Annotated in this window: 10 protein-coding genes; all 10 read left to right on the plus strand. The window is 54.6% G+C overall.

Annotation, left to right across the window (positions count from 1 at the left end):
- The first annotated feature begins 28 nt into the window (after positions 1-28).
- Complete coding sequence (locus ABID47_RS18965; protein ID WP_354499075.1) at positions 29-727, plus strand: class I SAM-dependent methyltransferase; 699 nt, start codon at positions 29-31, stop codon at positions 725-727.
- A gap of 42 nt (positions 728-769) precedes the next feature.
- Positions 770-1,675: a glycosyltransferase family 2 protein gene (locus ABID47_RS18970; protein ID WP_354499077.1), complete on the plus strand. Its 906-nt coding sequence runs from the start codon at positions 770-772 to the stop codon at positions 1,673-1,675.
- A gap of 77 nt (positions 1,676-1,752) precedes the next feature.
- Positions 1,753-5,361, plus strand: coding sequence for a copper amine oxidase N-terminal domain-containing protein (locus ABID47_RS18975; protein ID WP_354499079.1), 3,609 nt, complete (start codon positions 1,753-1,755; stop codon positions 5,359-5,361).
- 285 nt (positions 5,362-5,646) lie between these two features.
- Positions 5,647-8,253 (plus strand): xyloglucanase, encoded by a 2,607-nt coding sequence (locus ABID47_RS18980; RefSeq protein ID WP_354499081.1) that lies wholly within the window; start codon positions 5,647-5,649, stop codon positions 8,251-8,253.
- A gap of 303 nt (positions 8,254-8,556) precedes the next feature.
- Positions 8,557-9,522, plus strand: coding sequence for a LacI family DNA-binding transcriptional regulator (locus ABID47_RS18985; protein WP_354499083.1), 966 nt, complete (start codon positions 8,557-8,559; stop codon positions 9,520-9,522).
- A 90-nt stretch (positions 9,523-9,612) separates the two neighbouring features.
- Entirely contained in the window at positions 9,613-10,026 is a 414-nt protein-coding gene (locus ABID47_RS18990) for a YugN-like family protein (RefSeq protein ID WP_076173024.1), read from the plus strand.
- A 195-nt stretch (positions 10,027-10,221) separates the two neighbouring features.
- Positions 10,222-10,683 carry a pyridoxamine 5'-phosphate oxidase family protein gene (locus ABID47_RS18995; protein WP_105445264.1) on the plus strand — a complete coding sequence of 154 codons (462 nt, stop codon included), beginning with the start codon at positions 10,222-10,224 and terminating at the stop codon, positions 10,681-10,683.
- 343 nt (positions 10,684-11,026) lie between these two features.
- Positions 11,027-12,712 carry a sensor histidine kinase gene (locus ABID47_RS19000; protein ID WP_354499085.1) on the plus strand — a complete coding sequence of 562 codons (1,686 nt, stop codon included), beginning with the start codon at positions 11,027-11,029 and terminating at the stop codon, positions 12,710-12,712.
- A complete protein-coding gene (locus ABID47_RS19005; RefSeq protein ID WP_076173022.1) occupies positions 12,690-13,508 on the plus strand; it encodes a response regulator transcription factor in 819 nt (272 codons plus the stop codon). Before ABID47_RS19000 ends, ABID47_RS19005 begins: the two co-directional genes overlap by 23 nt.
- Before the next feature lie 148 nt (positions 13,509-13,656).
- On the plus strand, positions 13,657-14,991 hold the full coding sequence (locus ABID47_RS19010; protein ID WP_354499087.1) for an ABC transporter substrate-binding protein: 1,335 nt from the start codon (positions 13,657-13,659) through the stop codon (positions 14,989-14,991).
- Positions 14,992-15,143: the final 152 nt, after the last annotated feature.

The raw sequence follows: 15,143 nt of genomic DNA on the forward strand, positions 1-15,143 counted from the left end.
CATTTTGAACAAGTAAGGAGCAAACGTCATGCACCGTTTTTGGGAAAAGGTCATCAAACCGCTGATCATCGCCACTCGTCCCCGCACCATTGTAGAGATCGGATCTCTAAGGGGGCAGGTCACGTATAAACTGCTCGACTACTGCAAGCATGTAGGTGCCCGCTGTATCGCCATCGATCCCGTGCCCCAGATGGATACGGAGCTGTTAGCGGAATATTACGGCTCGTCCTTCCAAATGATCCGGAAGCTCAGTTTGGAGGCTATCCCGGCGATCAATCAGTACGATATGATTCTGATTGACGGTGACCATAACTGGTACACGGTTTTCCACGAGTTGAAGCTGGTTGAACAGATGGCTGCCCGTACGGGTCAATTTCCTGTCGTCATTCTGCACGATACGGAATGGCCATACGGCCGCCGCGACATGTACTATTTTCCCGAATCCATTCCGCAGAAATTCCGCAAACCGTTCGCCACACGTGGGATAGAACCGGGACGGTCCGAACTGCTTCCTCTAGGCGGGTTCAACCATATGGTCAGTAATGCCCTTTATGAGCATGGGGAACGCAATGGAGTGCTGACCGCCGTGGAGGACTTTATCGAGGGAACTTCCTATGATCTGCGCCTGTATCGGCTGCACTCCAGTAATGGGCTGGGGATTATTCTGGAGGCGGATTCGCCGGCAGCCGATGTACTGCCTTATATTTTGAATACGTCCGGCTTGTAATCAAGCAGGGCAGACCTTTTGATTCGGAAAAGAGGGAGATATATGCCGTTAACGAGCCTGGTCATGCTAACCCTGAACGGACTGGAGATGACCCGACGCTGTGTCGAAAGCGTCAGCCGCCATACCGAACCGCTGGAGTGGATCGCAGTGGATAACGGATCGACCGATGGGACGGTGAATTTCTGGGCTGGAATTCCTGGCGTGAAACTCATCGCGAATACGGAAAACCAGGGCTTTGCTGCAGGAGCAAACCAAGGGATGGCTGCGGCTTCCGGCGATCATATCCTGCTGCTGAACAACGATACGGTCGTTGGACCACATTGGCTGACACGGCTGCACGAGGCGTTGAGCCGCGACCCCGATATCGGGATCGTCGGGCCGGTATCCAACCATGTCGCCCCCATCCAAAGAGCGGCAGGTGCGTGGCCTTCGCTTGAAGAACTGGACGCCTACGCGTTGAATCGGCAAACAAACCTTGCAGGACAAGGCTTTTACGCACACAGGCTGATCGGCTTCTGCATGCTGTTTCACCGTGGGCTGCTGGAGAGAATCGGCGGATTTGACGAGCGTTTTTATCCTGGAAATTACGAAGATGACGATTTTTCGATCCGGGCCCGCATCAGCGGCAAGCGGTTGTGGGTCGCCGAGGACGTCTATATCCATCATGAGGGCCAGGGCACGTTCGGACGCAGTCCGATCGGCCACCGCATCGCGATGCTGGACAATGCCGAGCGGTTCCGAGACAAGTGGAACGTTGGCATCTCCGCATGCGAGATCGCCAGTTTGGGGTACAATCCTTCAGACATCGTAGGCCGGGAGCCCTTTTTCATACCGGAAAGGCATTTCGTTAAGCTAAAGACCACTGTTGAGACAACGGCTTATGATCAGAAGCGCCCGCAAATTCCGGAACTCAGCCCTGCCGAAAAAATATTTTTTCGGAGCAGATAACTTTTTGCTGTCTTCCTCCGTCAGATATTACACAGTCAATAATTTCTATATTAGGAAAAGCAAAAGGAGGCGCGTTTGTGAAAAAAATTTGGTTAACGCTTATGGCCGCCGTGATGATCTTCTCGGTCGCCCTCGGCGCCAATCAGGGGCAGGCAGCGGCCGCAGCCAGTCAAATCTCGATTTATATTGACGGCCAGAAGCTGTACTCGCCCCAGGCTCCCATTATGGTGAAAGGCAGGGCCATGCTCCCGATGAGAGCCATTTTTGAGGCGCTGGACGCCACGATCGACTGGAACGCGAAGACGAAAACCGTCACCGCGAAACGGGATCAAACGACGATTGTACTGAAGATCGGCTCTAAGTCTGCGATCGTCAACAACCGGACATTGTCCCTGGATGTACCCGGCCAGATCTACAAGGGAAGCACGATGGTGCCTGTCCGGTTCGTCAGCGAGGCACTGGGTGAAAAGGTAGACTGGAATGCTTCTAACAAGACGGTAACGATCACGACATCCGGCGGACCGGTTAATTCCGTGGCCTATGTTTCGGCCCGGGTCATTTCCAAAAACGGCGATGGACGCGATGTGGAGGTCAGCTTCCCGAAAGTTTCGCCGGAGTCCGGCGTAAGCGAATACCGGGTGCTGATGGTCAAATCGGGCAATGCTTACAATTTCAATCTTGCTCAGGCGCTTTCGACCAGCAGCTACACCTCGATCCGCCCGGACGGGGATGACGTGTCGATTACCTTGTCGTCCCAAACCCGGGATGTGAACGGCGATTTGCTCCGGTCGGGGCAGTCGTATGCGGCATTTGTTCTGACCGTGGGCAAACGCGGGAACAGCGCTCTGTCCGGCGTATCCCAGACAATCACGCTGTCTCAGGCTCCGACCCTTCCATCCGTTGGAGCGGTTTCCAACCTCAAAGTATCCGATGCGAGCGACTACGGGGACGGCCGGGACCTGTCCGTCAGCTTTACCAAGGCCCAAACCGAGAACAATATTACGAATTACCGCATCTATGTGGTCAAAACCAAGGATAAGAACAGCTTTGACCTGGCGGCTGCGAACAAGGTGTCATCCTCAAACTTCACAGTGGTGAACAAGGCTGGAACGACCTTGTCCGGCAATCTTTCTTCTTCGGCAAGGGATACCTCCGGCGAACTGATCCGGAATGGGGTTCCTTACACGGTGTTTGTGATGTCCGTCAGCAATACCGGCAGCTACACTTCGCAGCTGTCCGCGGCTTCATCGTCCATTACGCTGGCTGCCAATGCGGTATCTGCACCGGTCATTACCCGCGTGGATGACATCAGCAATTATGGCGACGGCCGGGATTTGCGCGTGAACTTCAATAGGGTGTCCGACGAATCCCGCATCGGTTCTTACCGGATTTTCGTCGTGAAGGACAGCAAGGCAGGCAGCTTTAGCCTCTCGGCAGCGAACAATGTTCCGAGCGCTTATTACACGCAGGTGGGCAAAACCGGTTATAACATCAGCCAGGCGCTGTCTTCCGGAGCGCGTGACGTCGACGGATCGTTGATCGCGAACGGCGTTGTATACCGCGTGTTCGTCATGGCCGTGGGAACGGGAAGCTATTCCGGCAGCAATGCGCTGTCCTCGGCGTCTTCTTCCATCGTGCTTTATGGCAACGGTAATGTCGATGCGGCAAGCAATGTGAATGTCAGCGACATTAGCGATTACGGCGATGGCCGCGATCTGCGGGTTACTTTTAACCGGGCATCCGACGAGAGCCGCATTTCCGGCTACCGGATCATGGTCGTGAAGTCGAACCAGGCAGGAAGCTTTAATCTGTCCTGGGCGAACTCGGTGTCCAGCTCGAATTACACGACAGTAGACAAAACCGGATATAACATTACGAAGGTGCTGTCTTCCGGAGCAAGGGACGTGGACGGCGACTATATCCGCAATGGCACCAGCTACCGGGTGTTCGTTCTGTCGATCGGTTCCGGCGGCTACTACGGCAGCAACGCGCTGTCTTCCTATTCCCCGGCGATTACGCTGGGCACCAACGGCTACGTAGGACCGGCAAGCAACGTGAGCGTATCTGACGTTTCGGACTACGGCGACGGCCGGGACCTTCTCGTGAACTTTAAGCGTGCCGACGACGAAAGATATATCAGCCAGTACCGGATTCTCGTCGTGAAAAACGGGGATGCTGGACGTTTTGACCTGAATGACGCCAACGCGGTGCGCAGCTCGAACTACACGGCAGTCACGCCGAATGGTGCCAACATTAGCAAGGCCCTCGCTTCGGGAGCGCGGGATGTGGATGGGGACGCCATCCGGAACGGCATCTCCTATCGGGTATTTATTTTGTCGGTAGGAACGGGCAGCTACGCCGGAACGAATGCTCTCTCCTCGTATTCGCCATCCATCACACTGTCGGGCAACGTGAAGGTGGACCCGGCAACGAATGTGAAGGCGGCGGATATCGGCGATAACGGCGATGGACGCGATCTGCAAGTGACTTTCAATCGTGCCAAGGACGAAAGCAACATTAAAGGCTACCGTGTGCTCGTCGTCGAGGCGGGTTCGGCCCGTTTCTTCGGCCTTTCCGATGCGGAAAAGGTTTCTAGCTCTGCTTATACCGTCGTAGATAAAACGGGATCCGATTTAAGCGGTGAGCTGAAAGCCGGAGCCCGCGACGTAGATAATAACGTCATCAAAAATGACGTCAGCTACAAAGTGTTCGTTTTGTCCGTAGGGGCGAACGGTACCAATGCGCTGTCTGAACCATCTGCGCCGATCACGCTAACCACGAAAGCTGCAAGTCCCGTAACGGATGTCAGCGTGTCGGACGTAGGGGACAACAACAACGGCAGTGACCTGGAGGTTTCCTTTACCAAAGCGGCGGATGAGCGCAATTTGTACGAATACCGCATTTTAGTCGTGCCTGCCGATAAAGCCAAAGTACTGAAAGTGGCGGAGGCATCAGATATTAACTATTTCACGAAAGCATCGAAGGGAAGCAATTATAAGCATGCCCTAAGCTCCGATGCCAAGGATATTAATGGCGAATTTATTGCGAATGGGACCTCTTATAGAGTTTTCGTCCTGTCGGTGATGAGTCCGGACGGCAAGGGCAATGTTCTGTCGACTCCTTCCGATGAAATCAAACTGCAGTCCAACCCGACGCTGGTGACCCGTGTTACCGCCTCGGAGATAAAGGATGAAGAGGTCAAGGTTACCTTTGCGAAGGCAGCGGATGAAAGCACCATCGATTATTACAAGGTGTTCGCCGTGCCGGTTGGATCGACCACGTTCATGACGGCGAAATCCGTCAAGGAAGTACCGGACAGCTTCAAGAAAGTCGATAAAGGCAACAAGGGTTCTTATGAGACGGCTTTCCAGGCGGGCGACAAAGATATTTACGGTCAGGAGCTGGATAAGAATGCCAGCTACCTGGTATACGTCCTGTCCGTGTTGAAAGGGGAGCAGGCTTCCAAAAGCGTGCTTTCTTCCGAAACAGGTTTTATGTTCGTAACGGCTTTTGATGAGAAGGACACGAAGGGTTACACCAAAAACCAGCTGGTGAGTGATCAGGGCAGCATTTATCAGGTGCTAAAGGACTCGCCTCAAGGAACGCCGGGCAAATCCGGTGACTATAAACTGCTGAAAAAGGCGGACGCCGTCAAAGCTGACGTCTCCAGCAAAACAAAGGGCTGAGAAGGGTTTCACGTAAACTTGCCGATCATCGGCCCGCAAATCACAGCTCCTGGATAATTGATTCCAGGGGCTGTTTTTATTGAACATGTCTAATTTTCACATGAAAAATCATCCAATTATTAGGGTATTCTTACGGGATTCTTTGCCCTTACAATAAATTTACTCATCCTTGGAAACCGCTTACATGAAGTGCTATGTCTTGCAGCAATCCGCATGTCAGTCATCATCGATTTTACCGAAAACGCTTTCGAAAAACCAAACCATTTATGATTGAGGAGGGCAATGATGTTCAAGAAAACGTTAAGCTTGGTTCTCGCCGCTTCCATCGCGCTGCCGCTGGCCGGTGCGGGGGGCCCGGTGTCCGCTGACAAGGCGAACAATGGTAAAGGACCCAAGGCACCTGTCCAAACATACAGCTGGGACCGGGTCAAGGTTGTCGGCGGAGGTTTTGTTCCGGGGATTGTCTACAACCCGAGTGAAAAGGACCTGATCTACGCAAGGACGGATATCGGAGGGGCCTACCGCTGGGACCCGGCTACGAAGACCTGGAAGCAGCTGCTGGATTTTGTCAGTGCAAAAGAATGGAACATGCTTGGCGTGGACACCCTGGCGACGGATCCGGTGGAAACGAACCGTTTGTACGTAGCGGCCGGAACCTACACCAACGACTGGACCGACATGAACGGCGTGCTGCTCCGCTCTACGGATAAAGGGGAGACGTGGCAGCGCACGGAGCTTCCTTTTAAACTCGGGGGAAATATGCCGGGACGGTCGATGGGCGAGCGGTTGGCGATCGATCCGAATAATAACCGTATCCTCTACATGGGTACCCGCAGCGGCAATGGGCTGTGGCGCAGCACCGATTATGGAGTCACTTGGAAAAAGGTTGAGAGCTTCACTGCAGCCGGCAACGTGAAGGACCCTTACAACGATCTCGTCGGCGTCGTGTGGGTGACGTTTGACCCGTCGACGGGAAGCCAAGGGAAAACCACCCAGACCATTTACGTGGGAGTCGCCGATACCGAGCACAGCATCTATCGGAGCACCGACGGCGGTCAAACCTGGGAGCCGGTGCCGGGACAGCCTGACCAAGGATTCCTCCCGCACCATGGCGTGCTTTCGAAGAACGGCAGCCTCTACGTGACCTACACGAAGGAAGTGGGTCCGTATAACGGCGGTGAAGGCTCGGTGTGGAAATACGATACGTTAACCGGACAGTGGACCGATATCAGCCCGACCGGTGCGGGTTCTACGGACAGTCCGTACGGCGGCCTTGCCGTCGATGCGCAGCACCCGGATACGATCATGGTCGCCACGATGAACAAATGGTGGCCGGATGAATTCATCTACCGGAGCACGGACGGCGGCAAGACGTGGAAGCCGTTCTGGACGCTGGATTACGCCAAAGACCCGGTAAGGACGAACAATTATACTATTGACTACTCCCTGTCGCCGTGGCTGGATTGGGGTGAGAAAAAGAATCTGCCCGAGCAGAATCCGAAGCTCGGCTGGATGATCGGCGACCTGGAGATCGATCCGTTCAACCCGGATCGGATCATGTACGGTACGGGCGCGACGCTGTACGGGTCGGAGAACGTGACTGCCCTGGACAAAGGAGAAAACGTCAATATCTCCGTTATGGCTGACGGGATCGAAGAGACGGCGATTCTCGGCTTGATCAGCCCGCCGAGTGGGGCCCATCTGCTGAGCGCAATGGGGGATATCGGCGGCTTCCGCCACGACGATTTGACCAAGGCCCCGTCCATGATTACGAATCCGTATATCGGGACAAGCACGGATATCGACTATGCCGAACTGAACCCGGACATCGTCGTCCGCGTCGGGAACAGCGACGGGGCGAACCCGAGGATGGGCGTGTCCACGGATAACGGCAAGACGTGGAAGCCGGCGGCCAACGCCTGGGCGTCGGCATCCGACGATGCTACGCAGGGCGGCTATGTCGCGGTCGGTGCAGACGGATCTTCCATCGTCTGGAGCCCGTCCAACTCGGCCGCTCCGAAGCCGGTGAGCTATTCGCGCGACCTGGGCGCCACGTGGACGGCCTCGTCCGGGGTTCCAAGCGGCGCGAGAGTAGCCTCGGACCGGGTGAATCCGAATAAGTTTTACGCGATTGCGGATGGCACGTTCTATGTCAGCCAGGACGGAGGAGCCTCCTTCGTCAAGGCAGCCGCGGGCCTGCCGACCAACCTGACAAGTAACTTCAAAGCCGTACCTGGCGTGGAAGGAGACATCTGGGTCGCCGCTGCCGCGGATAACAAGAACCAGGACAGCCTTTTTGGATTATGGCATTCCACGGATTCGGGCCGGACGTTTACGAAGCTGGGACAGATTCAGGAAGCGGCGGCCATCGGTTTCGGCAAAGCCGCTCCCGGCCAGAAATACATGGCGCTGTATGCCCATGCCATTATCAACAATGTGGACGGCATTTACCGCTCCGATGACGCAGGCAAGACGTGGACACGCATCAATGACGACCAGCACCAGTTCGGTTCGGCCAACTCGGCGATCACCGGGGATCCAAGGGTTTACGGCCGCGTATATTTGGCGACCAACGGCCTCGGCATTGTTCTTGGCGATATCGCCGGCAGCCCGGATACGGCAGCACCGGTCATCACGGTGGACGACAAAGGCAAACCGCAAAATAACCGGAACTATGTGCTCTCCGGCCGCGTTAACGAGCCTCTGCAGGATTCCACGATCAGCGTTTCCTTAAATGGCGGAAAGCCTTCTACCATAAAAGTCGTGAACGGCAAGTTCAATCATAAGCTGACCTTGGCCAGCGGGAAAAACCGGATTGTGCTGGAAGCAGCCGACCTGGCAGGGAACAAGGCAAGCCTTGAGGTTACGGTCGAGTACAACGCCAAGAAGTAATTTGAAAAAGGACGCAGGGATCCATCTCAAAAGAGGGACCTGCTGCCGTCCATGCGGTGAGGACTGCCCACGATCGGCATTCTGCCTTTGTGAAGCGGTATAAATGAGGGGCCGGCCTGGGACAGCAAATCTGCTGCCCGGGCGGTCCTTTTCTTTTTCAAGAACAGATCAGCGCCTTTGGTAGAAATGAATTTCAGCCTGTATGAAAACGCTGTTGTGCAGGGGAAAGGGGCACCGGTGTCGAAACGATTCAAACAGAATGATAAAATGAAATGATAAGCCAAACGATTGGAGTGAGAAGCCGTGGCCAGCATTAAAGATATCGCCAAAAAAGCCGGCGTATCCATATCAACGGTATCCTACGCGCTGAACGGAAGCCCGAAGGTGACGGATGAGACCTGCGCCCGGATTTTGGCCATCGCCAAAGAACTGAATTATGTACCCAATGCGGCGGCACGAAGCCTGAAGAAAAAGGAGTCGAAAATTATCGGGGCCTTTCTGCCGGATTTTAGCGGCGGTTTCTACGGAGATCTGCTTCAGGGAATGAAGGGCACGCTGATTCAAAAAGGATACGATCTGGTGGTATGCAGCGGCCCCCAGTCGCACCGGCTGCTGGCCGAGAAGCTGTTTGACGGGGCGCTGATCCTCGACCACACGTTCTCGGACGAGCAGCTGCTGAACTTTGCCGAGCTAGGGCACCGGCTGGTGGTGCTGGACCGGGAGCTGAAGCATCCGAATATCAATCACGTTCTTCTTGATAACAAAGCCGGGGCCAGCCTGGCGATGGAGTATCTGATCGACTTGGGACACCGGAAAATTTACGTGGTTACCGGTCCCGAGGGCTCTTACGACTCGAAGCAGCGTATGGCTGCGGTCAGACAAACGGTCGAACGAAGCAGCGACGTGGAATGCATTGAAATTCCCGGTGACTTTAACCGCACGGGCGGAGAGCGGGCCGGCAAACAGATTGCCGCGGAATTCGAAGGTCCGGTGGCGGTCTTTTGCCTGAATGATGAGATGGCGATCGGCATGTATGACTATATATCTGAAACGGATTTGGAGATGGGCAAGGACATCCATATCATCGGTTTCGATAATATCGAGCTGTCCGAGTACATCCGCCCAAGGCTTGCGACGATCGGTTATTCCAAGAAGAAGTGGGGTTCGCTCGCATCCGAGCAGCTGATCAAAATCATTGAAGGCAAGCCGGTCGAAAATGAGCGGATTTATGTGACTTTGGTCAAGGCGGAATCGGTTAAGCCGGTCTAATTAGTCCAATCCCGCCGGACGGCAGCCGCTGAAGTATAAAGAAAGATATTCCTGCTCATCCTGAAGGTAAACCGACAGGAGGATGCAGGAATGATCAATCTGGAGTCCAGACTCGAAAATGTGGAAGACGAATTCGTCAATATTGACAGCTACCTATGCAAGCATGATTTTTCGCTGGCCGGTAACTGGGATTATAAGCACGGCTATCTGGATAAGCGCCTTGACCAGGAAAGAATGGTGTGGCTGCGGATCCCTTTTCATGTAACCAAAGGCAACCTGGACGGCGAATGCGGCGGCTGCCGGGCGACCGTTAAGCTGGGACGTCCTTTCGTATTCAAATACGTATACAACACGGGAACTGACAAGCATGCCATGCCCCATCTGCTCGGCGCCTTATTCGACCAGTTTCAGGCACCGCTCGATCCGGACGCACATCTGGAGGACGAGTGGGTGCAGCGCGCAAGAAGCGTTCTGCAGGAAGTGGAGCTGGGGTACTTACCTTAAGGATTTCGCCGTAAATTAGAGCAGCTTGGTCAAATTCGTTTGGCCGGGCTGCTTTTTGTTTTGTACAGGAAAGCGGGGCCAAACCATCGGGATCACCTGAGCTTACGTTGTTTCTTTTTATACAGCCATCGTTTGTTTCATAGAGTACAATAGGAGAACTACAGGGAAGAAAGGAGGTGTCAGTCAATGAAATACATGGAGACGGCGGAACTTCCGGACGAGCTGTACGAGCTGCTGGACGGCAGGGAGCTGATCACGAAGCAGCATGAGGCGATGATGCTGATGACCGTAACGGAGGAGGGCTGGCCGCATACGGCCATGATCAGTGTAGGCGAGATCGTCGCCCTGGACCGGGGGCAGGTCCGGCTGGCCATGTGGAACGGAACCGCGACGACCCGAAACATGATTCGTACGGGAAAAGCGACGCTCGTTCTGGTCTACTCCGGTAAGGCCTATTACGTAAAGCTTGCGCTGAGACTTCTGCCGGTGCTTCCCGCAGCCAAGCATCCGCGGGAGCGCTTTGAGGCGGACATCCTATCCGTACGAGCGGACGTGGCCGCGTATGCGGACATTAGGTCGGGCATACAGGTCGACTTTAAGGAGCCCGAGGCCGTCCTCACCCGCTGGTATGAAACGTTAGCCGAGCTGAGGTTGTAGAAAGGCAGCCGGATGCCGATAAAAGGCGCTTCGGCCATCCCCGGACTGGGCAGATGCCTGGTCTGAGGATGCCGCTAAACGCGGTTCAGCTATCATGAGTTTACGTCGATAGGGCTTTTCTTCTGATCTTTCGTGCTTTGTTCGGAATTTATGCAACAAGACTTTGAAAGCGCAATCATTCGTATATACAATAACATTACGAAATTCACACTTGGAAAAAGAGGGTGATTCGCATATGAGATCCTGGCTCCTCACGCGCTTTCCCCCGCTACATTCGATTGTCGTGCAGCTATTCCTCTTCTTTTTCTTCGGGATGACTCTTCCTGTCCTTATAGGAGGTTTTTTGTCCTACCACAAATCGTCCTTGATCGTTGAACAGCAGGTCAGCAAGGTGGCCGCGCTAACGATCGTGCAGGTCAGCGACAAGCTGAACATGTTTTTCAAGAAACTGGATGACTCCTCGATGATGGTATTAAACAGCAAAATCGTCCACAACATTTTGGAGCAAAGGCAGGGCGACAACGCCTATGAAACGACGCTCAAGGTGAAGGACGGTAAAGATATGCTGACCTCGATTATGATCAATTCACCGGAAATTCTCGATATTTATATTTTTGATGTCAAAGGCAAAAACTCGGTGCTCAGCGCAGACTCCCTCATGTCGATCCCGAATCAGTGGGATTCCGACTGGTACAAAGCCATTTTGAAGGCGAACGGCAATACCGTATGGTTTGGGCTCTCCGAAACCTCATACCTGAAGAAGACCGGGATGGGCTTCCCGGTGTTTGGTCTCGGCAGGGCCATCCGGAGCTGGGAGACCGGCGAAATTATCGGCGTCATGTTTGTCGAAGTGATGGGGAACGTGCTGATCGATGAGCTGAACCGCGTTCAATTCGGCGATACGGGATACGTCTACATCGTCAACGACCGGAATCAGTATTTCTACCATCCCGACCCGGATGAGTACGGCCAAACGTCGAAGCTGCCGCTGCCGACCCGGAAGACGCAGCTGCGCGAAGGACGGCGGAATACGCTGATGATTCCCGAGCTGCTCGACAACGACTGGCGCGTCGTCGGCGTCGTGCCGCTGGAGGAGATGACAGCCGATTCGGCCAGTATCCGCAACCTGACGGTGTTAATTACCCTCTGCTCGATCGTGCTGGCGATCGGCATGGGCTACTACGTTACACGCAGAATCGGGAATCCGCTCGTCAACTTGAGCCGCTTGATGCGCAAAGGGGAAGCCGGCGACCTGACCATTCGCAGCCGCAACGTCGGACGCAACGAAATCGGCCAGCTGGGACGCAGCTTCAACAAGATGATCGAACAGATCGAGCTGCTCATCGAGCGGATTGCCAAGGAGGAATCCGAGAAGAAGAAGGCCGAAATCCGGGCGCTTCGATACCAGATCAATCCGCATTTTCTGTATAACACGCTGAATTCGATCCGCTGGCTGGCCAAGCTGAACCGTACGAACGATGTCGACCAGGCCGTCACCTCGCTCGTCCAGCTGCTCGAGGTCAGTATGGGGCGCAGCGGCGTCTTTATCCAGTTAGGCGAGGAGCTGGACCTGCTGCAGAAATATATGGTCATTCAAGGGTACCGGTATGACAATGCCATCACCCTGCTTATCGATTGTCCCGATGAGCTGAAGCAAATTCCGATTCCGCGCATGCTGCTGCAGCCGATCGTGGAGAACGCGGTCTTCCACGGCATCGCTCCCAAAGACGAACCGGGCACGATTGAGATCCGCGCGCGGCAAGAGGGGGAGGAGATCATCGTCAGCATCGCCGACGACGGCGTAGGTATGAGCGAAGAGCGGCTGGCCCACATCTTCGCCGACGAGCGTGCCCATCATCACCGGGGGATGACCAACATCGGGCTGCGCCATGTGCACCAAACGATTCGGCTGTATTACGGCAGCGGATACGGGGTCAGCGTGACCAGCGAGCTCATGCAGGGGACGGAGGTCACGATTACTTTTTCAAATTTAAAGGGGGATCAGGATGTACAAAGTGCTGTTGGTTGATGATGAAGCCATCGCAAGAATGGGGATTCGGTCTACTTTTGAATGGGAAGTCAACGGATTCGAGCTGGTGGGAGAAGCCTCCAATGGCCAGCGGGCGATGAAATGGGTCGAGAGCAAGGAGATCGACATTCTGATTACCGATATTGCTATGCCGGTCATGGATGGGCTTGAGCTGGCGCGCAGGACGAGGGAAATCTGTCCTTGGGTCAAGGTGCTCCTGCTCAGCTGCCACAGTGACTTCGAGTACGTCCGTGAGGGGATCCGGCTGGGTGCCTTTGACTATATTTTAAAGCCGATGCTGAGTGCGGAATCGCTGAAAACGGTGCTGTACGAAATGCGCCACAGCCTGCAAAAGGAGAAGGAGGATCACCGTATTCTGGAGCAGTACAAGGAAAAAAATAGCGCAGATCCGGCGGTTGCCGTGATGCCGCTGCCCCTCCCTGCGGATTGTCCGCCTCCGGATAAATCGCTGCACCAACGGATCGTCCAGCAGGCGGTCGAGTATATTTCGGAGCATTTTACAGAGTCGATCTCTCTGCAGCAGGTTGCCGACAAGGTGTGCGTCAGCCGCAACTACTTCAGTGAAATGTTCAAGCGGGTCACCGGACACAATTTCATCGATTACTTGATTACGCTGCGGGTGAACCGGGCCAAGGAGCTTCTGCAAAATCCAACGCTGAAGGTATATGAGGTCGCGGAGATGTCCGGCTTCAATGATACCAAGCATTTCAGCAAGCAGTTCAAAAAGGTCGTCGGACTGACGCCGGCGGAATTCCAGGGCATGCCGCGCAGGTGAGGTGTCCAAAACACAGGAAAACATGACACGATTTCGGAAATATGTGCCGTTCAAAAGGCGAAGGGCGCCGTTTTATAATAATCACGTAAGCGTTTTCACACCAAGGTGCTAATCCGATGACTACTCTTTTGAATGGGGGAGTAAAGAAATGAAGAAGCTCAGAAAGTCCTTGCTAGCGGTGGTATTGTTGGCGTCGGTTGTGCTGCAGGCATGCGGATCGGGTGGCGGCAGCGGTGATAACCAGGGAGCGGTGGCGGAAGACGGCAAAGGCAGCGGGGAGAAGGTCAAGATTAAATGGGCGACCTGGGGGAATCCCGGAGAGCTGACCCGCTTCCAGGAGTTTACGAAGGATTTCAACAAGAGGCATCCCGACATTGAGGCGGAGCTGATTCCGATTCCGGGGGAATACGACCAGAAAATTTTGACACAGCTGACGGGAGGAACCGCTCCTGACGTGTTTTATGCCGGCGATGGCTTCGTTGTGAAACTGATTGAGAACAAAAGCATTGAGGAAATGACGCCGAGAATGACGGCGGCAGACAGCAAAATCAAACCGGACGACTACTTCGAAGGGCTGTGGGGCGCGGCCAAGCGTGACGGCAAAATCTACGGCGTGCCGGTCGACTGCAATCCGATGGTGCTGTGGTACAACAAGAAAGTGCTGAATGACGCGGGAATTACGGAGATGCCGGCTGACCTTCAGGCGAAAGGTCAATGGACCTGGGACGCGTTCAAAGGCATGGTGGAGAAAATCCGCGACTCGAAAAAGTACGGGTACGTGCTGGATAACTCCTGGAACAGCTATTACAGCTGGGTAACGTCCAACGGCGGCAAAGTTTACGACGACAATGGCAAGTTCATCGGCTACGACGATCCAAAGTCGAAGGAAGCGTTCCAGTTCCTGTACGACAACGTGAAGGAGAAAAATATTACATTTGCCGGTACGCTGCCGAAGGGACAGGGCGGTGACGCTATGTTTATGTCCAACCAAGTCGGCTTTGTCGGGGCCGGACGCTGGTATCTGCCGCTGTTCAAGAAAAACTCCAGCCTGGAGTACGATGTCGTGACCTGGCCGACGAACACCGGGAACAAGATCGAACCGGCCGGAATTCCGACGGCATTCCTGGTCATGAACAGCGCATCGAAGCATAAAGACGCCGCCTATACCTTCTACTCCGAATTCCTGAGCTCGGATGGCCAGAAGTTCCGTCTGCAAGGCGGGGGTAATGCTGTTCCGTCCGTTCAAGGTGTGGATGACGTCGTTCTGGAAGGCAATCTGCCGGAGCATGCCCAGCTGTTCCTCGATGCCCGTGAGGTAGGTTATTCGCTGACGCCGTTCGAAGCAGGCATTCCAGGGCTGAGCACGGATATTACTTCCAAGTTCGAGGCATTGTGGCTCAAGAACGGCGAGTTGGACGCATCGCTCAAAGACATCCAGGAAATGGCCAACAAAAAAATCGACGATTATAAAAACGGCAAATAACGAAAGTCCGGAGGGAAGGAGCGCAGGGCACAGCGCAGCGTTCCTTCCCTCTTTCCATGCCGGCCGGCGGCTGGCGGCCAGCGCTTCATAAGGCGTAATTCGCAAGAGGAAGGTGGATGTTTATGCAGAATCAGACGGCCGATCGAACGGCT

It is taken from the genome of Paenibacillus favisporus, assembly GCF_040545415.1.
In the GTDB taxonomy this organism is placed as follows: Bacteria; Bacillota; Bacilli; order Paenibacillales; family Paenibacillaceae; genus Paenibacillus_AQ; species Paenibacillus_AQ favisporus.

Bases quoted from the DNA above. Each gene is read 5' to 3' on its own strand.
- ABID47_RS18970 (WP_354499077.1), top strand. From the start codon at position 770: ATGCCGTTAACGAGCCTGGTCATGCTAACCCTGAACGGACTGGAGATG.
- ABID47_RS19005 (WP_076173022.1), top strand. From the start codon at position 12,690: ATGTACAAAGTGCTGTTGGTTGATGATGAAGCCATCGCAAGAATGGGG.
- ABID47_RS18995 (WP_105445264.1), top strand. From the start codon at position 10,222: ATGGAGACGGCGGAACTTCCGGACGAGCTGTACGAGCTGCTGGACGGC.
- ABID47_RS18965 (WP_354499075.1), top strand. From the start codon at position 29: ATGCACCGTTTTTGGGAAAAGGTCATCAAACCGCTGATCATCGCCACT.
- ABID47_RS18980 (WP_354499081.1), top strand. From the start codon at position 5,647: ATGTTCAAGAAAACGTTAAGCTTGGTTCTCGCCGCTTCCATCGCGCTG.
- ABID47_RS18990 (WP_076173024.1), top strand. From the start codon at position 9,613: ATGATCAATCTGGAGTCCAGACTCGAAAATGTGGAAGACGAATTCGTC.
- ABID47_RS19010 (WP_354499087.1), top strand. From the start codon at position 13,657: ATGAAGAAGCTCAGAAAGTCCTTGCTAGCGGTGGTATTGTTGGCGTCG.